A 22,350-nucleotide genomic window follows, 5' to 3' on the forward strand; every position below is an offset into this window, starting at 1 on the left:
GAGGCGCATTCGTGCGGCTCGCTCGTCAAGAAAAGTTAGGGAAAACCGTGGCACAAGAAGTGCTTAAGGACCTCAACAAGGTCCGCAACATCGGCATCATGGCCCACATTGATGCCGGTAAGACCACCACCACCGAGCGCATCCTCTTCTACACCGGTATCAACCGTAAGGTCGGCGAGACCCACGACGGTGCATCCACCACCGACTGGATGGAGCAGGAGAAGGAGCGCGGTATCACCATTACCTCCGCTGCCGTGACCTGTTTCTGGAAGAACAACCAGATCAACATCATCGACACCCCAGGCCACGTGGACTTCACCGTTGAGGTGGAGCGCTCCCTGCGCGTGCTCGACGGTGCTGTTGCCGTGTTCGACGGCAAGGAAGGCGTGGAGCCACAGTCCGAGCAGGTGTGGCGTCAGGCTGCAAAGTACGACGTGCCACGTATCTGCTTTGTGAACAAGATGGACAAGCTCGGTGCAGACTTCTACTTCACCGTTCAAACCATCATCGACCGCCTCGGCGCAAAGCCACTGGTTCTGCAGCTCCCAATCGGCGCTGAGGACGACTTTGACGGCGTTGTTGACCTCGTCGAGATGAAGGCCATCACCTGGCGCGGCAAGGTTGAAACCGGTGCTGAGCCAACCATCGAGGAGATCCCAGCCGACCTCCAGGACAAGGCAGAAGAGTACCGCGAGAAGCTGCTCGAGACCGTTGCTGAGTCCGACGAAGAGCTCATGGAGAAGTACTTCGGCGGCGAGGAACTCTCCATCGAGGAGATCAAGGGCGCTATCCGCAAGCTCACCGTGAACTCCGAGGTGTACCCAGTGCTCTGTGGTACCGCATACCGCAACAAGGGTGTGCAGCCACTGCTCGACGCCGTGATCGACTACCTGCCAAACCCACTGGACATCGGCGAGGTTCACGGCCACGCTGTGGGCGACGAGTCCGTCGACGTTGTGCGTAAGCCTTCCGTGGACGAGCCTTTCGCAGCTCTCGCGTTCAAGATCGCTGTGCACCCATTCTTCGGTAAGCTCACCTTCGTCCGCGTCTACTCCGGCATCGTTGAGCCAGGCGCTCAGGTGGCAAACTCCACCAAGGGCAAGAAGGAGCGCGTCGGTAAGCTCTTCCAGATGCACGCCAACAAGGAAAACCCTGTTGACGAGGCACGCGCAGGTAACATCTACGCATTCATTGGTCTGAAGGACACCACCACCGGTGACACCCTCTGTGATCCAAACAACCAGATCATCCTCGAGTCCATGGACTTCCCGGACCCAGTGATCAAGGTTTCCATTGAGCCAAAGACCAAGTCCGACCAGGAGAAGCTGGGTGTTGCTATCCAGAAGCTCGCTGAAGAGGACCCAACCTTCACCGTTGAGCTGGATGAAGAGTCCGGCCAGACCGTGATCGGCGGCATGGGCGAGCTCCACCTCGACGTGCTGGTGGACCGCATGAAGCGCGAGTTCAAGGTCGAGGCAAACGTGGGTAACCCACAGGTTGCGTACCGTGAGACCATCCGCAAGGCTGTGGAGAAGCTCGAGTACACCCACAAGAAGCAGACCGGTGGTTCCGGCCAGTTCGCAAAGGTCATCATCGCCATCGAGCCTTACGCACCTGCTGCAGAAGAGCTCGAAGAGGGCCAGTCCGCAACCTACGCATTCGAAAACGCCGTCACCGGTGGTCGTGTTCCTAAGGAATACATCCCATCCGTGGACGCCGGTATCCAGGATGCAATGCAGTACGGCTACCTCGCAGGCTTCCCACTGGTGAACATCAAGGCAACCCTGCTCGACGGCGCATACCACGAGGTTGACTCCTCCGAAATGGCCTTCAAGCTCGCAGGCTCCCAGGCCCTCAAGGAGGCCGTTGCTAAGGCAAAGCCAGTGCTGCTCGAGCCAGTGATGGCCGTTGAGGTTGTCACCCCAGAGGAGTACATGGGTACCGTCAACGGTGACATCTCCTCCCGCCGTGGCCAGGTGTACGCAATGGAAGACCGCTCCGGTGCAAAGGTTGTGCGCGCACGCGTGCCACTGTCCGAGATGTTCGGCTACATCGGTGACCTGCGTTCCTCCACTGCAGGCCGCGCAAACTTCTCCATGGTCTTTGACTCCTACGCAGAGGTCCCAACCTCCGTGGCTGCAGAGATCATCGCAGAGCGCAACGGCACCGCCTAAGCTGCCCAAAGCTTTGGCAATAGTGAGTGCCTAGGAGCTGTGACCTCTAGGGAGCCAGACCCTTGAGAGGCCACAGCGCACTCACTACAGCTCTGCCTTGTGGCAGCGGCTCGCTGAACACCCACACATGTGGATGTTGAGCCGGCCGTTACCATAAGGCCGATCCTAAACAGGTTGCGTAACTCGGCTTGAAAAATACGCCGTGTGACCCTAGGATCATGTAACTGGCACATTTGTAATAAGCTCCGCTGCCATGCTGCCGAATTAGCAGCGAGAATGTGGAGCGCTTGTCAAACACGTGGCTGCGAAACTCGTAGCCACCACGAAGTCCAGGAGGACACACAGTGGCAAAGGCTAAGTTCGAGCGTACTAAGCCGCACGTTAACATCGGCACCATCGGTCACGTCGACCACGGCAAGACCACCACCACCGCAGCTATCACCAAGGTGCTGGCCGATGCTTACCCAGATCTGAACCAGGCTTTCGCTTTCGATGCCATCGACAAGGCACCGGAAGAGAAGGAGCGTGGCATCACGATCAACATCTCCCACGTGGAGTACCAGACCGAGAAGCGCCACTACGCACACGTTGACGCCCCTGGTCACGCCGACTACATCAAGAACATGATCACCGGTGCTGCTCAGATGGACGGCGCAATCCTCGTGGTTGCTGCAACCGACGGCCCAATGCCTCAGACCCGTGAGCACGTGCTGCTCGCTCGCCAGGTGGGCGTTCCTTACATCCTCGTTGCTCTGAACAAGTGCGACATGGTTGATGATGAGGAAATCATCGAGCTCGTTGAGATGGAGATCCGTGAGCTGCTCGCTGAGCAGGAGTACGACGAAGAGGCTCCAATCATCCACATCTCCGCTCTGAAGGCTCTGGAGGGTGACGCGGAGTGGACCAAGTCCATCCTCGAGCTCATGCAGGCATGTGATGACTCCATCCCTGACCCAGTTCGCGAGACCGACAAGCCATTCCTCATGCCAATCGAGGACATCTTCACCATCACCGGCCGCGGCACCGTGGTTACCGGTCGTGTGGAGCGCGGTCAGCTCAACGTGAACGAGGATGTTGAGATCATCGGCATCAAGGAAAAGGCCATCCAGACCACCGTTACCGGTATCGAGATGTTCCGCAAGCTCCTTGACTACACCGAGGCTGGCGACAACTGTGGTCTGCTCCTCCGCGGCATCAAGCGCGAGGACGTTGAGCGCGGTCAGGTTGTTGTGAAGCCAGGCGCTTACACCCCTCACACCGAGTTCGAGGGCTCCGTCTACGTTCTGTCCAAGGACGAGGGCGGCCGCCACACCCCATTCTTCGACAACTACCGCCCACAGTTCTACTTCCGCACCACCGACGTTACCGGTGTTGTGAAGCTCCCTGAGGGCACCGAGATGGTTATGCCTGGCGACAACGTCGACATGACCGTCACCCTGATCCAGCCTGTGGCAATGGACGAGGGCCTGCGCTTCGCTATCCGCGAGGGCTCCCGCACCGTTGGCGCTGGTCGTGTGACCAAGATCCTGAAGTAACACCAGGAATCACCGAAAGCCGTCCCTTTCATAAGGGGCGGCTTTTGCCGTACCGGAGCCCAAATGAACGACCCCAGCAAAATCCCCCAAGCCATCCGCGCCCTCGAAGCAGCCTGGCTCGGCAATGCCGACCAACCCCTCCTCTCCCTCATGAGCATGTTGGAAGCCCGCGGCCTCACATGGCAAAGCAGTATCGACGACACCATCTCAATCTGCACCGCCCTCGCCCAAGAATTCCCTGGGCGGCTCACCGGCACCCCTGACGGCTATGCAATCCTTTGCGAAAGCCCTGACCGCGAATTCCTCATCACCGCAACTCACGTCATCGTCCGTGGCGAGACCCCCACAGCCTGGGAATACAGCTCCCTCATGAGAGCGGAAGTGGGGTTGCCGCTGCGCATTGCCGACGCCGCCGACGCCGCACACAAATTCGGGGTGGTACGGCGAATCACGGCGATGGGGGAGCGCAGATACCAAGTGCTGATATTCTCAGACGGCCTGGGCTTGGGCTGTCGTACCCCGGACGGGCATACCACACTTTGGCTGCCGCAACGCCGTGATACGCGGACCTGGCAGGGCCGTACCGCCGAATTGCAGGACGGGATCTTGCGCTGCGAACTGGGGGAGTTGCGAGTAGCCACAGAGCACTTGGTGGATGTGCCCTTGACTCCCCAGGAGACGTCGCGGCGTGGGACCTTGGGGGCGTCGTTAAGAAAAACTTCGCGCTAGGGGTTGCGCCAAGCCCTGCCTGCATGATTAACTATTCAAGTTGCCTTGACATGGCTTTGCTGTGGCTTGGTAATCGTGACACCTTCACGGTGGCTTTCTGGGAGGCCAGGAAGCAACAGTTAAGGATCCTCCAAGACTTCAAAAGTGCAGCGCACGTTTGAGCTTGAAGGGCCGGAGTGAAGGGGCATGGCAAATAAACAGCGGCAGTACGTAAGGGCCACGCTTATCGCGAGATGAGATCCCTTCCGGCTTGACTCCTGGGTAGCACAAGGGACCTTGTACCCCAGTTGGCGCGTGTTTATTTCCGCGCCTTGGAGCCCCAGCAGATAGTCAAGTAAGAACTGGCGTTGTGCCAAGGTCCTGAAGGTCCGGACAACGTTATAGAGATTAAGAGAAGCGATTCCCACCTCTCCCAACCTTGGGATGTGGGACTAGCGAGGAAGAGGATAAGCGTGGCGGGACAAAAGATCCGCATTCGGCTGAAGGCCTACGACCACTCCGCAATCGACGAGTCCGCTCGTAAGATCGTGGAGACCGTCACCCGCACGGGTGCACGCGTTGTCGGCCCAGTGCCACTGCCCACCGAAAAGAACGTGTACGCCGTTATTCGTTCTCCCCATAAGTACAAGGATTCTCGCGAGCACTTCGAGATGCGCACTCACAAGCGCCTGATCGACATCCTCGACCCGACGCCGAAGACGGTTGACGCCCTTATGCGCATCGACCTTCCGGCCAGCGTCGACGTGAACATTCAGTGATCGACGAAATTTTTGGCAGCGGAGAATAACTAATGAGTGAAACTGAGATCAAGGGCATTCTGGGCACCAAGCTCGGCATGACGCAGATCTTCGACGAGGAAAACCGCGTAATCCCGGTGACCGTCGTTGAAGCTGGTCCATGCGTTGTGACCCAGATTCGCACCGAAGAAACCGATGGCTACAACGCCATCCAAATCGCCTACGGCGAAATCGACCCTCGCAAGGCAAACAAGCCAGCAGCCGGCCACTTCAAGAAGGCTGGCGTTACCCCCCGCCGCCACGTGGCAGAGATTCGTATGAACGACGTCTCCGCATACGAGGTTGGTCAGGACGTGACCGTTGACATCTTCGAAGGCATCACCTTCGTTGACGTCACCGGCACCACCAAGGGTAAGGGCTACGCCGGCGCCATGAAGCGCCACGGCTTCGCAGGCCAGGGTGCGTCCCACGGTAACCAGGCAGCACACCGCCGCGTTGGTGGCATCGGTGCCTGCGCTACCCCAGGCCGTATCTTCAAGGGCAAGCGTATGGCTGGCCGCATGGGTTCCGACCGCGTCACCACCCAGAACCTCAAGGTTCAAAAGATTGACGCCGATGCCAACCTCATCCTGATCAAGGGTGCAATCCCGGGCAACCGCGGTGGCATCGTGACCGTTAAGACCGCAGTGAAGGGCGGTGCACACGCATGACCAATCTGAAGTTGGACGTCCACACCGCTGAGGGTAAGACCAATGGTTCGGTCGAGCTGCCTGCAGAGATCTTCGACCGCGAAGTATCTGTGGCACTCCTCCACCAGGTTGTCAACGCGCAGCTCGCTGCACGTCGTCAGGGTACCCACTCCACCAAGACCCGCGGTGAGGTTCGCGGCGGTGGCCGTAAGCCATTCCGCCAGAAGGGCACCGGTCGCGCTCGTCAGGGCTCGATCCGCGCTCCTCACTTCACCGGTGGTGGTATCTCGCACGGCCCGAAGCCACGCGACTACTCCCAGCGCACCCCGAAGAAGATGATCAAGGCTGCTCTCTACGGCGCACTGTCTGATCGTGCACGCCACGATCGCATTCACGTTGTTGAAGAGCTGGTTCCTGGTCAGACTCCTTCCACCAAGTCCGCTCGCGCGTTCATCGAGCGCCTGACCGACCGCCGCAACGTCCTGTTCGTGGTTGGCCGCGAGGACGCAACCTCCCGTTTGAGCGCCCGCAACCTGCCAGGCGTGAACATCCTGTTCGCCGACCAGCTGAACACCTACGACGTGCTGCACTCTGACGACGTTGTGTTCTCTGTAGACGCTCTCAACGCCTTCATCGACCGCGCCACTGGTGCGGCTAAGGAGGAGAACTAATGGCTAAGATCGCAGACCCACGCGACATCATTTTCGCCCCTGTGCTCTCTGAGAAGTCGTACAGCCTGATGGAGGAGAACACCTACGCGTTCTACGTAGCTCCATCCGCAAACAAGACCGAGATCAAGATTGCTATCGAGCAGATCTTCGGCGTGAAGGTAGCCTCCGTGAACACCCTGAACCGCGAGGGCAAGCGCAAGCGCTCCCGCACCGGTTTCGGGCGCCGCAAGGCAACCAAGCGCGCCTACGTGACGCTTAAGGGCAGCGACACTATCGACCTCTTCGGCGGCTCCGCCGCGTAAGGGTCGAGGTAAGGACAAACTATGGCTATTCGTAAGTACAAGCCGACAACCCCGGGTCGCCGCCAGAGCTCCGTTTCTATGTTCGAGGAGATCACTCGCTCGACCCCAGAAAAGTCTCTGGTTCGCCCCCTTCCAAAGAAGGGTGGCCGCAACGTACACGGCCACATCACCGTGCGCCACAAGGGTGGCGGCCACAAGCGCCAGTACCGTGTGATTGACTTCCGCCGCACCGACAAAGACGGCATCCCAGCGAAGGTCGCACACATCGAGTACGACCCAAACCGCACCGCAAACATCGCGCTGCTTCACTACCGCGATGGTGAGAAGCGCTACATCATTGCACCGAAGGGCCTGCAGCAGGGCCAGATCCTTGAGGCCGGCGCAAACGCCGACATCAAGGTGGGCAACAACCTGCCACTGCGCAACATCCCAGCCGGTACCGTGATCCACAACGTGGAGCTCAAGCCAGGCGCAGGCGCAAAGCTCGCCCGCTCCGCAGGTGCTTCCATCCAGCTCCTCGGTAAGGCAGGCAAGTACGCAGTGCTGCGTATGCCTTCCTCCGAAATCCGCCGTGTGGACATCCGCTGCCGCGCAACCGTTGGTGAGGTCGGCAACGCTGACCAGATCAACATCCGTTGGGGCAAGGCTGGCCGTATGCGCTGGAAGGGCGTCCGCCCAACCGTCCGTGGTGTTGTGATGAACCCAGTTGATCACCCACACGGCGGTGGTGAGGGTAAGACCTCCGGTGGTCGTCACCCTGTGTCCCCATGGGGCAAGAAGGAAGGCCGTACCCGTAACCCCAACCGTTACAGCAACAGCATGATCGTGCAGCGTCGCCGCACGAACAAGAGCAAGAAGCGCTAAGAGGAGGATAGTTAGATGCCACGCAGCCTGAAGAAGGGCCCGTTCGTCGATGAGCACCTCCTCGCAAAGGTCGATGCTCAGAACGAAAAGGGCACCAAGCAGGTCATCAAGACCTGGTCCCGCCGTTCCACCATTCTCCCAGATTTCATTGGCCACACCTTCGCCGTTCACGACGGCCGCAAGCATGTGCCAGTGTTCGTGGACGACTCCATGGTCGGCCACAAGCTGGGCGAGTTCGCACCAACCAAGACCTTCAAGGGTCACATCCAGGACAAGAAGGGACGTCGATAAGCGATGAGTGAGACCATCACCTCCGCACGCGCACAGGCCCGCTTTGTCCGCGTTTCCCCTATGAAGGCACGTCGCGTAGTAGACCTCGTTCGCGGTAAGTCCGTGGAAGAGGCACTGGCAATCCTGAAGTACGCCCCACAGGCTGCTTCTGAGCCAGTTGCCAAGGTTGTTGCTTCCGCAGCGGCCAACGCCGAGAACAACTTCGGCCTGGACCGCCGCAGCCTGGTTATCTCTGAGGCATTTGCTGATGAGGGGCCAACCATGCGACGTATCCGCCCGCGCGCACAGGGTCGTGCATACCAGATCCGTAAGCGCACCAGCCACATCACCGTGGTTGTTAGCCAGAAGGAAGGGGCCAAGTAGTGGGCCAGAAAATCCATCCTCACGGCCTCCGACTGGGCATTACTTCCGACTGGAAGTCCCACTGGTTCGCCGAGAAGAACTACGCTGAGTACCTCGCCGAGGACATCAAGATCCGCGAGTTCCTCACCAAGACGCTGGATCGCGCCGGCATCGCCGACATCGTGATCGAGCGCACCCGCGACCGCGTCCGCGTGGACATTCACACCGCCCGTCCGGGCATCGTGATTGGCCGCCGCGGCTCCGAGGCTGAGCGTCTCCGCAAGGAGCTGGAGAAGCTCACCGGCAAGCAGGTTGCCCTCAACATTCAAGAGGTCAAGAACATTGATGCAAACGCTCAGTTGGTGGCACAGTCCATCGCCGAGCAGCTCACCAACCGTGTGGCATTCCGCCGCGCAATGCGTAAGGCTATCCAGTCCGCAATGCGCCAGCCACAGGTCAAGGGCATCAAGGTTGCTTGCTCCGGCCGTCTGGGCGGCGCAGAAATGTCCCGCACCGAGCGCTACCACGAGGGTCGCGTTCCACTGCACACGCTTCGCGCCGAGATCGACTACGGCACCTACGAGGCTCACACCACCTTCGGCCGCATTGGCGTCAAGGTGTGGATCTACAAGGGTGACGTCGTTGGTGGCCGTCGCGAAAGCGATCTCAACGCACCAGCAGAGCGCCGCGGCCGCGGCGACCGCAACGCAGCACGTCCGCGTCGTGGTGGCCAGCGTCGTCAGCGCGCTGAGAAGAAGCAGGAGGGTTAATCCATGCTTATCCCAAAGCGCGTCAAGTACCGCCGCCAGCACCGTCCACACCGCAGCGGTGTTTCCAAGGGCGGTAACCGCATCAACTTCGGTGACTACGGCATCCAGGCTCTCGAGCCCGCCTACATCACCAACCGTCAGATCGAGTCTGCTCGTATTGCCATCAACCGCCACGTCAAGCGTGGTGGTAAGGTCTGGATCAACATCTTCCCAGACCGCCCTCTGACCCAGAAGCCACTCGGTGTGCGTATGGGTTCCGGTAAGGGCCCAGTGGAGAAGTGGGTGGCCAACGTGAAGCCTGGCCGCATCCTCTTCGAAATGTCCTACCCAAACGAGGAAATGGCACTCGAGGCTCTGCGCCGTGCAGGCCAGAAGCTCCCTTGCAAGGTTCGTATCGTTAAGAAGGAGGACCAGTTCTAATGGCTAACGGTACCCCCGCACACGAGCTTCGCGAGCTGAACGCCGAGGAGCTGAAGACCAAGCTGGCTGAGAACAAGGAAGAGCTTTTCAACCTGCGCTTCCAGGCAGCAACCGGTCAGCTGACCAACAACCGTCGCCTGCGCACCGTCAAGCGCGACATCGCCCGCATTTACACCGTTATTCGCGAGCGCGAGCTGGGCCTGTCCGTCGTTCCGGAAGCTGAGGCTTAAACATGAGTGAGGCAACTGTGAACAACGTGAACACCTCTGAAAAGAAGACAAAGGGCGCCCGCAAGGTACGCACCGGCTACGTGGTTTCTGACAAGATGCAGAAGACCATCGTGGTTGAGCTCGAGGACCGTAAGCAGCACGGCCTCTACGGCAAGACCATCCGTAGCAACTCCAAGGTGAAGGCCCACGATGAGAACGAGATCGCCGGCATCGGTGACCTCGTGCGCATCGAGGAGACCCGCCCACTTTCCAAGGACAAGCACTTCCGTCTCGTAGAAATCATCGAGAAGGCACGCTAAACCCTTGGCGCACTAAGCCCCGCCTCGGCGGGGCTTTTTTGCGCCCAACACACACCGGAGAACACCATGACACACTACACTGGCCCCCTCGGCGCGCAGGTCACAGCCACCGGCACCGAATTCACCCTATGGGCACCAAGTGCTCATGAGGTGGCCGTCAACTTAGAATCCCGCACGGTTCCCCTCACCAAAGGCGCCCAGGGACAGTGGTACGTGCACATCCCCGGTGTTCATGAGGGGGAAAGGTATAGCTTCACTATCGACGGCCGCCGCACCGCCGACCCCCACGCTCGCGCGGCTACGGCGAACGGTGAGCAGGCGGTGGTGGTGGACGTCGGAAAGCTCCTCGGACCTGCCAGCCGCCTGCCCAGCTTCCCTGACCCCGGCGAGGCTGTGATCTATGAGGCGCATGTTCGTGACCTCACCATCTCCCCGGATAACGGCATAGGGGCGAAAGGCAAGTTTCTCGGGCTCGCGGAGGCCGGCACCCGCAGCAGCGAAGGCGTGCCAACCGGCCTGGATTACATCGCCTCGCTTGGGGTCACGCACCTGCAACTGCTGCCGGTGTTCGACTTCGGCTCGGTGGATGAGACCGGTGACCTCAGCTTCGGCGCCCAATACAACTGGGGCTACGATCCTGTGCTCTACAACGTCCCCGAAGGCTCCTACGCCACCGATCCACACGACCCCTTTGCCCGGCTGCGCGAGTTCCGCGCCCTCGTAGACGCCTGCCACGCGCGCGGCCTGCGGGTGATCATGGATGTGGTCTACAACCACGTCTACGACGCCGGCACCAACCCCCTCGAGCTGGTGGAGCCCGGCACGTTCTTCCGCATGCGTACCGACGGCTCCTTCCACGACGCCACCGCCTGCGGTAACGAAACCGCCTCCGAACACCCCATGATGCGCCGCTTCATCGTTGACTCGGTGGTGTATTGGGCCGAAACCTTCGGCCTCGACGGCTTCCGCTTTGACCTCATGGGCATCCACGACGTGGCTACCATGAACGCCGTGCGCGAAGCCCTCGATGAGATCGACCCCGGCATCCTCATCATTGGCGAAGGCTGGACCATGGGCAACCACGAGCCCGGCGTCATCCCCGCCGACCAAAACGCAGGCCACCTCATGCCTAGGATTGGCATGTTCCAAGATACGTTCCGCGACGTGGTGAAAGGCTCCAACTTCAACCTCGCCGGGCCGGGGTTTGTCAGCGGGAATCCCTCCTACGCCCCCGACTCCACCCTCATGGACAAAAAGCCCGCAGCGAAGTTGCTCTTCGACGCCATGAACGGTGCCCCCGAGGGCCGCAACTACCTGAGCGCCGCGCAATGCGTGATCTACAACGAGGCACACGATAACTTCACGATGTTCGACAAACTCCGCGGCACCGCCGGGTTGGAACATGCTCATGAGGGGGAAATTGCGCGGCGGCATACACTCGCCACCAGCATCCAAATGCTTTCCCGAGGCATCGCCTTTGTCCACGCGGGACAAGAGCTGCTGCGCACGAAGCAAGGAGTGGAAAACTCCTATAACGCGCCAGATTCCATCAATGCCTTCGACTACAACCGCGCCCTCACGTTCCCTGAACAACTCGAGTTCTTCCGGGAGCTGGTGGCATTCCGCCGGCGTTGGGGGTGGGTGACGGAGAGCGATTACGCCACGATCGCCGCCACAACCTCCCTCATGGAAGCAGAAGGGTTGCACCTTTGCTATCGCGTGGCGGGGGCCTTCGATGGCGAAGACGCCCTGATTGTGATCAATGCCGACGTCACCGCGTGGGACATCAGACGTCATACTTCTGCTCATGAGGGGTGGGTGGTGCATGTGGCTGACGAGCGCGTGTTCACACCAGCCCGCCCCTGGGACCAGCAGCCCGTCGCGCCGCTGAGTGTGTTGGTGCTGCAGCGGCGCGGCGAGCGCGGTGAATTTTAGGCCATGCCGATTTCGCCGCCGTCGGTACGCCAGACCGTGGCGACTGCGGGGCGTGGGATGTTGCTGCCGCCTTCGGGCCAGGAGGAGGTGGCTTGGGTGAAGGTGGCGTCGTCGGCTTCGCCTGGGTGCTGGACGTTCACGAGCACGCGGTTGCGCTGGACCACCGGGCCGCAGGTTTCCGCGTCCACGGGGACGGTGAGGAAGCACTTGAGCTGGCCGCGGTTGGGGCCTTCCAGCGCTACGGCGTAGAGGCCGTCGTTGGATTTGAGGGCGTTGCCGTCGGTGGAGATCCAGAGGTTGCCGTGGTCGTCGAAGACCAGGTTGTCTGGGCAGGAGATGGGGGAGACCTGGGACTTGTCAAAGCCGCCAAAGTAGGTGTTGGCTTCCTCGGGGTCGCCGCAGACCAGCAGGATGTTCCAGGTGAAGGATTCGCCGGCGTGGTCGTCGTCGAGTTCCATCACCAGGCCGTTTTTGTTTTCGCGCACCGGCGCCCACTCCATTGGGTCCTCCTTGGATTTGGAGGCGTTCGCGCCAGTGGCGCCGCGGTAGGAGTTGTTGGTGAGCGCTACGTACACCTTGCCGGTCTTGGGGCTGGCCTCGAAGTCCTCGAGACGGTCCATTTTGGTTGCGCCAACGGTGTCTGCGGCCAGGCGGGTGTACACGGCAACTTCTTCGGCAGTGAAGCCGTCCACGTGGGAGGTTGCGGTGTCGCCAGAAACGGTGAGCAGTTTGTGCCAGGTGCCGGTGCCGTCAAAGGCGCCGTCCTTGGGCAGTTCTCCGGTGCCGGTGATTTCCGCGGCGGGGGAGTTGCCTTCCAGGGAGGCTACATAGAGGGTGCCTTCGTCCAGGATGGTCATGTTGTGGGTGATGTCGCCCTCCTTGATCTTCTTTGAGGAGACAAACTTGTAGATGTACTCAAAGCGGGCGTCGTCGCCGGAGTAACACACCACGGTGCCATCCGACGTCACGTGGATGTTACCTGCCTCATGCTTAAAGCGGCCGAGCGCGGTGTGCTTGACCGGGGTGGAGTTGGGGTCCAGGGGGTCGATTTCCACGATGTAGCCAAAGCGGTTGATCTCATTTGGCTCCTTGAGGCTGCTGCCAGCACCATGGTCCTCGGGCACTGACGAGAACGTCCTGCTGTCGTCGTGGCCTCGTACAGAGGATGTCGCTTACACCGCCGCATCCAGCATTGTCATCGCGACGGGCTCGATGTCCGCGTCGGGATACGGGCTGACCACCGAGATGAACGCCCCTCGTCGGCGCTGGCGATCCAGCACCATGTGAGCGCCGAATCCGGAGGCGTAACCGTTGTGCCACACCAGGGGTCGATCGGATCTGTCTTCAACAAACCACCCCGCCGCGACAGATTTAGTGTCATCAGTGAAGCGCACTCGGAAAGCATCCTCGTAGACACAGTCATCGGCGAGAAGGGTTGACATGACCGTGGCGAAATCATGGGCGCTTCCCCTGATCGCTCCGGCCGGTCCATAGCCTTGCCCGGTCCAGGGCAGTTGGTCAGTGCCCCACACGGTGACAGCGTTGAGGTCATGCGGGAGGTTTCGCTGTGCAGGTTGCTGAGCGCGCAGGCGTGAACACCCCAGCGGTATCGTCAGCCTGTTTCGCACCAGCGTCGGGTAGTCCGCCCCGTCGGCGGCCGCTAACGCGTGGCCCAATGCTGAGGCGGCGAGGTTGGAGTAGCTGAAGCGCCCGGCATGACGGACACGCGATCGGCGAAGTTGGTTCATCAGATCGGCGAGGTTCTCGGGTTGTGGATCACCACCTGTCAGTACAGCACTGAGCGCTCGGGCTGCTGAGCGGATTCCCCCGCCGGTGGCAGGCAGTCCTGAGGTGTGGGTCAGACAGGACTCCAAAGTCGCTTCACCGGCAGCTGTTCCGGCCAGGGGGAGGTAGTCTTCGAGTCGGTCGTGCGGTGAGATCAGCCTGGTCTGCACCATGTCGGTGTAGATCAAGCCGTTGAGGGCTTTGCTGATTGAACCGATGTGGAACGTTTTCTGCAGGTCGCACCCGATCGTGGCGATGCGAGTGCCTGCCGGGCCGACTGTGGCGAGACAGGCGGCATAGACGGGACGCTTGAGCGGCAAGGAGTTGAGTAGAAGGCCTGCCAGAGCGGTGTCACCGTCTGTCGTTGATGCGTTTGTGAGACAGGCGGGTTTCATACCTGTTCACCCTACCAGCGACGCGTCTCACGAGTGGACACTCTGAGGGCGCCACACAGCGATCAAGATGTCACGCCATTTAGCGGACAAAGTCACACCTTGGACACATCAAAGCGGTCATGCAGGCGCTCCCACTTGCGCGCTGACTCCTCCTCGGGCACACCAAAGCGCTTGAGGTCCTCCGCGGCTCGCCCCTCGCCTTGGTCCTTGGCGTTGCCAAAGTATTGTTCAAAGTTCTCCTCGCCGGAAAGAAAGGTTCCCCATGGGGTCATGCCGCCGGCGCAGTTGTTGAGTGTGCCCTTGACCAGGGTGCCGGTGGGGTCGGCGCTGGTGCGTACCAGGTCGGAGCCAGCCAAAGGCCCTACCAGGCGGAAGTCGGAGTTGGCGGTGATGCGGCGGTTGAGCGGCCCGAACGTGCGGGTGAGCTCGCCGGTGCTGGCGTCTTTGGTCACTTCTAAGATGGTGTGGCCGTGGGCGGCCAGGCCGATGTTGATGTGCTCGTTGGAGGGGTTTTCTGGGTCGTAGTCCGGGAACATCTGTGGTTCGGTGGTGTATTCATGCGAGCAGACATACACCATGCGCTCGGGGTTTTCGGGGTGTTCAATCAGGCCGGCGAAGTCATTGTTGAAGCCAAACTGGCGCTCGGCGGCCGCTGCGGTCTGGTTGTTGGGGTCGAACTCCGGGGCGTCCTCGTACACTGGGTCGCCCCAAGCGATGAGCACTCCGGCTGCGTAACCTGCGGGAACGGTTACGCGGTCATCGGTGTTTGGGGCAACGTTCTCAAAGCGTAGCCCCGCGGGGTCTGCCGCTGCCGCCGCGCGTGACGTATCAACGGCGGTGGTAGAGGAGCTGGCATTTTCCGACGCCGGACTGCACGCCGCCAACGCAGCACCGCCACCAAAGGTCAAAGCGGTGAGCGCGGAGCCGCGCAAGACGGTGCGCCGGGAAACGATGGTGCCGAAGTAGGGGTTGTCTGAGTTGTTGGTGCACTCCCCAAGACAGGCGTTGCCGCACTTGTAGGTGCAGGTGAGCTTGGAACGGTTGGATTGAAACAGCAGATTGAGGCCCTTGAGTGCCATGGGTGAAGTCTCCGATCACTAAGCGATGCCAGATTGGCTAGGCGTTGGCTAGGCGTTGGCTAGGCGGAGACTATGCGCGTGTGGTGACAATCTGGCACCGCTGAACTGAACCTCAAGTGCACTCCTGCTTCCTGGCGACCTCCAGCCGCGAGCCCGCTCGTGTACCGTGCCATACTGGGCCCCGGTGCGCGTCGAAAAGCGCCCGAATCTAGTCGGATCTAGATTGCTTCTAGGGGAGAGGTGCGCGCGGCGACTCGTGCCGGGGTGAGCGCTGTGATCCAGCCGATGAGTACCGCGCCCGCGCCGACTGCCGCCACCTTGCAAAGCAGGGCGGTGTCCAGGGTGGCGCGCACGGTGTCTGGTGCGAGTCTGCTTAGGACGATGCCGGAAATTACCAGCCCCAAGGTGATGCCCGCAGCGGCGCCGATTGCGGCGAGGAACAGTGCTTCGCGCTGGATGAGTGCGCGGATTTGCGTGCTCAGCAGCCCGATGGCGCGCAACAGGGCGTACTCGTGGCGGCGCACCAGGACGCTGAGTACCAGCGTGTTTGCCACACCAAGCACCGCTACCACCAGCGCCAGCGCAACCAGCACATTCACTAGCAAGAGCACCTGGTTGAACAGTTGTGCCTGGCTAGAGGTGAAGTCCTGGCCCAAGCCCACGCGCAGCAGTGGGTACTCGCTGAGTTCGGCGCGCGCGGTGGTGAGGAGTTGTGCGGCGGGGACGTCCGGGATGGGGTTGAGGAAGTAGGAGGTGAGGTTGCGGGTGGGCCCGTATGGGAGGTCCTCCAGGCTCGAGGTGGAAATGACCAGGCTGCCCATGGTGTTGGAGGAGCTGTAGATGCCGATGAGGGTGAGGTTGTGGTACTGGTCGCCCAGCGCGCCGAGCAGCGGGACTTGAGCGCCGATGCTCCAGCCGTTTGCCGCGGCGGTGGCGGCGTCGGCAATAAAAGTGTTGGGTTGGGAGAGGTCGGTGGAGCCCGAAACCCCCTCAAGGGCTATGAAGTTTGCGGGGTCTTGGTTCATGACGGTGGTTACCGGCAGCGTCCCCTGCGTCTTCTGTGCTACCTGAACTGGGGCAACGCTCATGGTGAGCATCTGGGCAACCTCGGGGGAGGTGCCTAATGCCTCAATGGATTCAGCGGGTACTTCAAAGGAGCCGTCGGCGGAGCTTTGGATGCTCACGGCGGCGGTGATTTCCTGGCGGACCTCGTCCGTCATCAGCCTGTTCGCGGCTGTGCTGAGCACCTGCGACGCAATCACCAAGCTCACGCCGAGCGCAAATGCGAAGGAGGTTGCTGCGCTGCGCCGCGGGGTGCGGATCATGGACTGCGCCGCCATCTGCCGCAGTGTCCTGCCCGAAGAAGCGCGTTTTTTGCGGTGCGAGGCTGTGGTTTTTGGTGGCGCGAGCAGGGTACCGATCAGCACCAGCACCGCCGGGGTGATGAGGAACACGCTCAGGATGCACAATACCGCCGCGGCGCCACCGGTGACCAGGGCGTAGGTGTGCGGCAGCGGAAACACAATCAACACTCCGGACACGGCGAGCAGCGCCAGGCCCAGGATTGTGCGCAGGTGCGTGGGGCGGGAGGTGAGCTGCTCGGATTGGCGCAGGGCTTCAAGGGGGCGCACTTTCGACGCACGCAGGCCCGCACGCAGCGCCGCGAGCACGGTGACGCACGCACCCACGACCACGGGCAGGGAGATTGCCTCCACCGGCACAGAAAACGCCGGAGGGGCTGGGGAAACCGCGGTGGTGCCAATCCATTTCACCCCGGCCCAGCCGGAAGCGATGCCCACAGCGGTGCCGAGCGCGGAGCCCAGCAAGCCCAGCGCGGAGGCCTCCAGGAGTACTAGTGAGAGCAACTGCTTACGCTGCACGCCGATGGAGCGCAGGAGGGAGAACTCCTCGATGCGTTGCGCCGCAACCACGCCGAAGGTATTGGAGATCACGAAAGCGCAGATCACCAGGGCAATGAGGGCGAATGCGGTGAGCAACATCCGCAGGAAGGTGATCGTGGTGCTGATCGTCCCTTCCAGTTGGGCCGCAAGCGTGGGTGCGTCGAGGAACTGGGCCTCGGGGAAGGTGGTGCGCAGGTAGCTCGCCAGTTCAGCGCCGTGCATGGTACGTCCGTTGAGCTTCATGGACCCCACAAACTGGCCGTCGGTGAAGGTGTGAATGAAGGTGCCCTCAGAAACCCTGATCTGGGAGGTTTCTGTTGGGGCGAGCACGTCGCGGGTTCCGCCCAAAAGTGTGGATTGGGTTTGCACGTCCTGGAAGATCCCGGTGATCAGGAGGTCAGCGGAAAAGTAGGGGTGGGTGACGTGAATGGTGTTTCCCACGGACAGGTTGCCCTCTTTGGCCATGGTGTCACTGATGACAGCCTCCGGGGCGTGCTGCTCGGGGGCGCGGCCCTCGATCACCTGGTACTTGTTGCCCACGATCTCTTCTGTGCCATAAAAGGTACTCAGCGTGGGTGGGCGGAATTGGAAGGGATTGTTGCCCTGGGCGTCGGTGACCGTCATGGAGTAGGCAGTATCAATATTGATTGCCGCTACCTCTGGGTTTTGACGGATCGGTTCCAACAGGCTGATGGGGATGCGCTGATCTGAGGTGAGCAGGACGGAAAGCCCAAGGTTGCTGGACTCAAGCTGCTCGGTTGCCTCCAGGCGCTGCTCCGCAGAGGTGCCGATAATCCCGCGTTGCTGGCGCACAATGCTGTCTGTGTTTTGGTACTCGTTTGACACCAGCGTGTTGAGCGTGGACTGGATGCTTGAGGTAAGCACCACGGTTCCCGCGAGGAAGGCCGCGCCGATTGCCACGGCGAGCAGAGAAAGCAGGAAACGCGCCTTATGGGAGTGAATGTTTTTCCCTGCGATGCGCAGCAACGCGGGGATCGCGCGCACAGTGTTGCCTCCGCTGCGTGGGCGCGTGCGTAGGGCAGTGCTGTTGCCCGCGCCTGTTCCCGCGTCCAAACCGTCAGCTCCTTGTCCCGAACCGTCCCCGTTCCCAATTCCAATCACGCTGTTGCACCTAGGGCAATGGTGCTTGCAGGAAGTGCCGCAGGGGTTCCCGTATGGGAGCTTGCGGGGGCGTCGGGGTTCGGGCTGAACACGGAACTAGTGGTCCTCTTCTCCCCCTTGAGGGTGGGGTCTGGAAGGCGGGATGTGGAAAAAGGGTTTCTGTTTAATTATCGCGCACGGAATTGAATTGTTACTGATTCATGCTCGCATACGGTGGAGTTCGGAATCAAAGCCAACCAAGCCCGCCAAAAGGACCGATGGATCGCGGGAGGAAGAGGCGCGGGAACTGCGAAAACCGTGGGATCAGCGCGAAAACTGTGTGAGATAGGCCAAGGAACCGGGCAGATTGTGTGCCCGATCAAAATATTTCCCACGGTGCGTGGATATGCTTGGTCAATATGAGCACAACACACCAGCCATCCATTTCTTCAGCTGGCCCCCACCGCCCGAAGTTTCATGTCTCGCCGCCGCAGGGCCGCCTGAATGACCCGAACGGCATGTTCGTGGATGGTGATACGCTCCACGTGTACTACCAGCACGACCCCGCCTTCCCCTTTGGCGCCAAGCGCACGGGGTGGGGCCACGCCTCCGCGAAGCTCGATGAACTGGTGTGGACGCACCACCCGGACGCCCTCTACCCGGATGCCCCCTATGACCTGCATGGCGTCTACTCGGGCGGCGCGGCCCGCGACGATGACGGCCAGGTGTACCTCTTCTATACCGGCAACCTCAAGGTGGACGGGGAACGCATCCCCAGCCAAAACATCGTGCCAGCGGTGGGCTACGGCGACCCCATGGGCGGGATCTACCGCCGTAGCGAGCACAACCCCCTCATCGCACGCCAAGAACCGGGCTTTACTGGGCATTTCCGCGACCCAATGGTGACCAAAGACCCCACGGGGCAGTCCAAGTGGCGCATGGTGATCGGTGCGCAGCGCGAGGACGAAACTCCAGCAGTGGCCCTGTACCGCGGTGAAGACCTCTTCCACTGGGAGTTTGCAGGCGCGCTGGAGTTCAGCATCGACCATGCCCAGCCGGGGTCCGCACCCGACCTCGTGCCCGGCGGGTTCATGTGGGAGTGCCCGAACCTCATCACATTGTGCGACGAGGAAACCGGCGAGGACCTGGACGTCCTCATTATGTGCCCCCAGGGTCTCGCCCCGATCACCGACACCCAAGGCAACACCCACTACGCATCTTCTGACCAGTGCGGTTACTTGGTTGGGCGCCTTCACAGCACCACGTTTGAGGTTCTGCGTGGTTTCAGTGAACTGGATTTTGGCCACCAGTTCTACGCACCGCAGGTCACGGCCTACGAGCAGGGCGCGTTGCTCGTCGGTTGGATGGGACTGCCTGCGCAAGATGACACCCCCACCGTCACCGAGGAAGGCTGGGTCCATACCCTCACCACGCCGCGCATGCTGCGCCTTCGTGGCGGGCGTTTGTTCCAGGAGTTGCTGCTTCCCAAGGAGGCCCTGGTTCATCGCGAGGAAATCACGGGGGAGGGTGCGTGGGAGCTTTACGACGCCGCTGGCGCCGCAGGGCTCAAGGTGAGTGTTGCCGATGGCGCGCTGAGTTTGGATGTGGCGGGAGATGTGCGCCAGTGCGCGTTGCCAGAGCAGGGTGGGGAACTCGTGATCTACGCCGATGGATGTGCTGTGGAAGTCACTGCGGGCGGCGGTGCGGTGGCGTTGGCCAGTGCCGTGTTTGCCGCGGATCCGCGGGGCTGGGCTGGGGTGCGCCGCGTGAGCAATTTCTGATGTTCTCATGAGGGGACGGGTGTAATTTCCGGTTTTGTCCGATACCACAATTGCGATGTTTGCTTGTGGTATCGGACATTTTTTGTTTCTGTGGTACCGGTTTTGGGGGTAAATGAAAATCATCCCTGTTCAGTGGCAGATTTTCGCAGGCCGTTGGTAGCACATTCGCCACCTTAGGGTGATGGGCATTACATTTGGGAAATGTTGTGATTTAGCTTGTATTCCTTCTGTTTTGTTGGTCTAATGATGTGAAGTTCTGTGAAAGTTCAAGTTCCTACAACGCAAAAGGAATGCAATGCAACATAAGGAAGTAGCCAGCCGTGTGCTCACGGCTATTGGTGGCGAGGAAAACCTCGTTGCCGCTGCGCACTGCGCTACGCGTCTGCGTATGGTCCTGAAGGACTCCAAGGATGTGGACCAGGCTGCACTGGACAATGACCCCGACCTCAAGGGCACCTTTGAGACCGGCGGCATGTACCAAATCATCGTTGGCCCAGGTGACGTGAACAATGTGTTCGCTGAGCTGGACAAGATGACTTCCAAAAACATCGCCGTGTCCACTGAGGAGCTCAAGGAAGTTGCCGCAAAGTCCGGCAACTGGTTCACCCGTGCGGTGAAGGTCCTCGCGGACATCTTCGTTCCACTCATCCCGATCCTCGTGGGTGGCGGTTTGTTGATGGCAATCAACAACGTGCTCACCTCCCAGGACCTGTTCGGCCCACAGTCCCTGGTGGAGCAGTTCCCGAACATCGCCGGCATGGCGGAAATGATCAACTTGTTGGCTGCTGCACCGTTTGCCTTCCTTCCCGTGCTGGTGGGTTTCACGGCCACCAAGCGCTTCGGCGGCAACGAGTTCCTGGGCGCCGGCATGGGTATGGCCATGGTGTTCCCATCCCTGGTCAATGGCTACGGCGTGGCAGAGGCGATTGCCGACGGCTCCATGCCCTACTGGAACCTCTTCGGTCTTGATGTTGCACAGGCTGGCTACCAGGGCACCGTCCTGCCAGTGCTCGCTGTTTCCTGGATCTTGGCCACGTTGGAGAAGTTCTTCCACCGCACTTTCAAGGGCACTGCTGACTTCCTGATCACCCCAGTGCTCACGCTGCTGATCACCGGCTTCATCACCTTCATTGCCGTGGGTCCTGCGCTGCGCTGGGTGGGCGACATGCTCGCGCAAGGCCTGGCAAACGGCTACGAGGCCGGCGGTATCTTCGCTGGTCTGCTGTTTGGCCTGGTCTACTCCCCAATCGTGATCACCGGCTTGCACCAGTCCTTCCCGCCGATCGAGCTCATGCTCTTCGAGCAAGGCGGTTCCTTCATCTTTGCTACCGCCTCCATGGCCAACATTGCACAGGGTGCCGTGGCATTCGCGGTGTACTTCCTCAGCAAGAACGAGAAGCTCAGGGGTCTGGCGGGTGCCTCTGGTACTTCCGCAATCTTCGGTATTACCGAGCCTGCAATCTTCGGTGTAAACCTGCGCCTGCGCTGGCCGTTCTACATCGGCCTCGGCGCTGCCGGCATCGGCTCGGCACTGGTTGCCCTGTTCGACGTCAAGGCCAAGGCGCTGGGCGCAGCAGGCTTCATTGGTGCGGTGTCCATCCGCGCAGAGGATATCCCGCAGTTCCTTGTGATCGCCGTGATTACCTTCATCGTGGCCTTCATCGCAGCCTTCGCTTACGGCCGCTACCTGGTAACCAAGAACGGCACCATCGATCCTGACGCAACTGACAGCGTGCAGGCAGATGCCGCGGCAGCCGCAGCGCTGGCAGAGGTCATCCCGCCAGCAGCGCCAAACGCCCTGGATGTTGTGGCCCCACTCACCGGTGAGGCAGAGGTGCTCTCCAACGTGTCTGACCCAATGTTTGCCCAGGGCAAGCTGGGCGCGGGTATTGCAATCGTGCCAACCGAAGGCCGCTTGGTAGCCCCAGTTGACGGCAAGATCGTGGTTGCCTTCCCATCCGGCCACGCCTTTGCAGTGCGCACCCAGGGTGCAGACGGCAAGGACGTAGACATCCTCATGCACGTGGGCTTTGACACCGTGAACCTCAAGGGCGAGCACTTCACTGCCCACAAGCAGCAAGGCGATGAGGTCAAGGCAGGCGACCTGCTCTGCGAGTTCGACATCGATGCCATCAAGGCCGCAGGCTACGAGGTCACCACTCCCGTGGTGGTGTCCAACTCCAAGCGCACCGGCCCGGTGCTCCCGGTCCCAGGTGCAATCCCTGGCCCGGTGATCGCCGGCGAGCGCGTAATGACCGTGGATCCAAAGGCCGCTCCAGTGGAAACCACGAACGTTTAAGCGCATTCAGCTCAATGCTCA

Annotated in this window: 19 protein-coding genes and 2 pseudogenes; 17 read left to right on the plus strand and 4 right to left on the minus strand. The window is 60.9% G+C overall.

Annotated features, from left to right (window positions below; all coding sequences use genetic code 11):
- Positions 1-47: 47 nt before the first annotated feature.
- From fusA to pulA, 15 genes are all read left to right on the plus strand, one after another.
- Positions 48-2,174 (plus strand): elongation factor G, encoded by a 2,127-nt coding sequence (gene fusA, locus NQ050_RS01540; RefSeq protein WP_257037488.1) that lies wholly within the window; start codon positions 48-50, stop codon positions 2,172-2,174.
- A gap of 344 nt (positions 2,175-2,518) precedes the next feature.
- Complete coding sequence (gene tuf, locus NQ050_RS01545) at positions 2,519-3,709, plus strand: elongation factor Tu (protein WP_257037489.1); 1,191 nt, start codon at positions 2,519-2,521, stop codon at positions 3,707-3,709.
- A 63-nt stretch (positions 3,710-3,772) separates the two neighbouring features.
- Positions 3,773-4,438 (plus strand): hypothetical protein, encoded by a 666-nt coding sequence (locus NQ050_RS01550; protein ID WP_257037490.1) that lies wholly within the window; start codon positions 3,773-3,775, stop codon positions 4,436-4,438.
- A gap of 452 nt (positions 4,439-4,890) precedes the next feature.
- A complete protein-coding gene (rpsJ, locus tag NQ050_RS01555) occupies positions 4,891-5,196 on the plus strand; it encodes a 30S ribosomal protein S10 (protein WP_257037491.1) in 306 nt (101 codons plus the stop codon).
- Positions 5,197-5,228: 32 nt separating this feature from the next.
- The gene (rplC, locus tag NQ050_RS01560; RefSeq protein WP_257037492.1) at positions 5,229-5,885 is read left to right on the plus strand and encodes a 50S ribosomal protein L3; all 657 of its coding nucleotides are present in this window, start codon (positions 5,229-5,231) and stop codon (positions 5,883-5,885) included.
- Positions 5,882-6,535: a 50S ribosomal protein L4 gene (gene rplD / locus NQ050_RS01565; RefSeq protein WP_257037493.1), complete on the plus strand. Its 654-nt coding sequence runs from the start codon at positions 5,882-5,884 to the stop codon at positions 6,533-6,535. Before rplC ends, rplD begins: the two co-directional genes overlap by 4 nt.
- Positions 6,535-6,837, plus strand: a complete 303-nt coding sequence (gene rplW / locus NQ050_RS01570) for a 50S ribosomal protein L23 (RefSeq protein WP_257037494.1) — start codon at positions 6,535-6,537, stop codon at positions 6,835-6,837. Before rplD ends, rplW begins: the two co-directional genes overlap by 1 nt.
- Before the next feature lie 21 nt (positions 6,838-6,858).
- A complete protein-coding gene (gene rplB, locus NQ050_RS01575; RefSeq protein ID WP_257037495.1) occupies positions 6,859-7,701 on the plus strand; it encodes a 50S ribosomal protein L2 in 843 nt (280 codons plus the stop codon).
- 15 nt (positions 7,702-7,716) lie between these two features.
- Positions 7,717-7,992, plus strand: a complete 276-nt coding sequence (rpsS, locus tag NQ050_RS01580) for a 30S ribosomal protein S19 (protein WP_144275457.1) — start codon at positions 7,717-7,719, stop codon at positions 7,990-7,992.
- Between the two features lie 3 nt (positions 7,993-7,995).
- Positions 7,996-8,355, plus strand: coding sequence for a 50S ribosomal protein L22 (rplV, locus tag NQ050_RS01585; RefSeq protein ID WP_257037496.1), 360 nt, complete (start codon positions 7,996-7,998; stop codon positions 8,353-8,355).
- Complete coding sequence (rpsC, locus tag NQ050_RS01590; RefSeq protein WP_257037497.1) at positions 8,355-9,104, plus strand: 30S ribosomal protein S3; 750 nt, start codon at positions 8,355-8,357, stop codon at positions 9,102-9,104. The genes rplV and rpsC overlap by 1 nt, the downstream gene beginning before the upstream one ends.
- Before the next feature lie 3 nt (positions 9,105-9,107).
- Complete coding sequence (rplP, locus tag NQ050_RS01595) at positions 9,108-9,524, plus strand: 50S ribosomal protein L16 (protein WP_257037498.1); 417 nt, start codon at positions 9,108-9,110, stop codon at positions 9,522-9,524.
- Positions 9,524-9,754, plus strand: a complete 231-nt coding sequence (gene rpmC, locus NQ050_RS01600; RefSeq protein ID WP_257037499.1) for a 50S ribosomal protein L29 — start codon at positions 9,524-9,526, stop codon at positions 9,752-9,754. The genes rplP and rpmC overlap by 1 nt, the downstream gene beginning before the upstream one ends.
- A gap of 2 nt (positions 9,755-9,756) precedes the next feature.
- Positions 9,757-10,053, plus strand: coding sequence for a 30S ribosomal protein S17 (gene rpsQ, locus NQ050_RS01605; RefSeq protein ID WP_257037500.1), 297 nt, complete (start codon positions 9,757-9,759; stop codon positions 10,051-10,053).
- Positions 10,054-10,119: 66 nt separating this feature from the next.
- Positions 10,120-11,988: a type I pullulanase gene (gene pulA / locus NQ050_RS01610; protein WP_257037501.1), complete on the plus strand. Its 1,869-nt coding sequence runs from the start codon at positions 10,120-10,122 to the stop codon at positions 11,986-11,988.
- On the opposite strand, the pseudogene NQ050_RS01615 reads toward pulA, so the two are convergent.
- The 4 genes and pseudogenes from NQ050_RS01615 to NQ050_RS01630 form a co-directional block, all read right to left on the minus strand.
- Positions 11,985-13,079: pseudogene (locus NQ050_RS01615) on the minus strand (PhoX family phosphatase); the annotation flags it as partial. The gene pulA and the pseudogene NQ050_RS01615 overlap by 4 nt on opposite strands.
- Positions 13,080-13,160: 81 nt before the next feature.
- A complete protein-coding gene (locus NQ050_RS01620; protein ID WP_237208030.1) occupies positions 13,161-14,093 on the minus strand; it encodes a serine hydrolase in 933 nt (310 codons plus the stop codon).
- A gap of 173 nt (positions 14,094-14,266) precedes the next feature.
- A pseudogene (locus NQ050_RS01625) lies at positions 14,267-15,247 on the minus strand (PhoX family phosphatase); the annotation flags it as partial.
- A 218-nt stretch (positions 15,248-15,465) separates the two neighbouring features.
- Positions 15,466-18,222: an FtsX-like permease family protein gene (locus NQ050_RS01630; protein ID WP_257037504.1), complete on the minus strand. Its 2,757-nt coding sequence runs from the start codon at positions 18,220-18,222 to the stop codon at positions 15,466-15,468.
- 446 nt (positions 18,223-18,668) lie between these two features.
- Here NQ050_RS01630 and NQ050_RS01635 point away from each other — a divergent pair, with 446 nt between their 5' ends.
- Both NQ050_RS01635 and NQ050_RS01640 read left to right on the plus strand, forming a co-directional pair.
- Positions 18,669-20,030, plus strand: a complete 1,362-nt coding sequence (locus NQ050_RS01635; RefSeq protein ID WP_257037505.1) for a glycoside hydrolase family 32 protein — start codon at positions 18,669-18,671, stop codon at positions 20,028-20,030.
- A gap of 295 nt (positions 20,031-20,325) precedes the next feature.
- Positions 20,326-22,329 (plus strand): sucrose-specific PTS transporter subunit IIBC, encoded by a 2,004-nt coding sequence (locus NQ050_RS01640; protein ID WP_257037506.1) that lies wholly within the window; start codon positions 20,326-20,328, stop codon positions 22,327-22,329.
- Positions 22,330-22,350: the final 21 nt, after the last annotated feature.

It is taken from the genome of Corynebacterium sp. 122RC1, assembly GCF_024580955.1.
GTDB classification, from domain to species: Bacteria; Actinomycetota; Actinomycetes; order Mycobacteriales; family Mycobacteriaceae; genus Corynebacterium; species Corynebacterium kozikiae.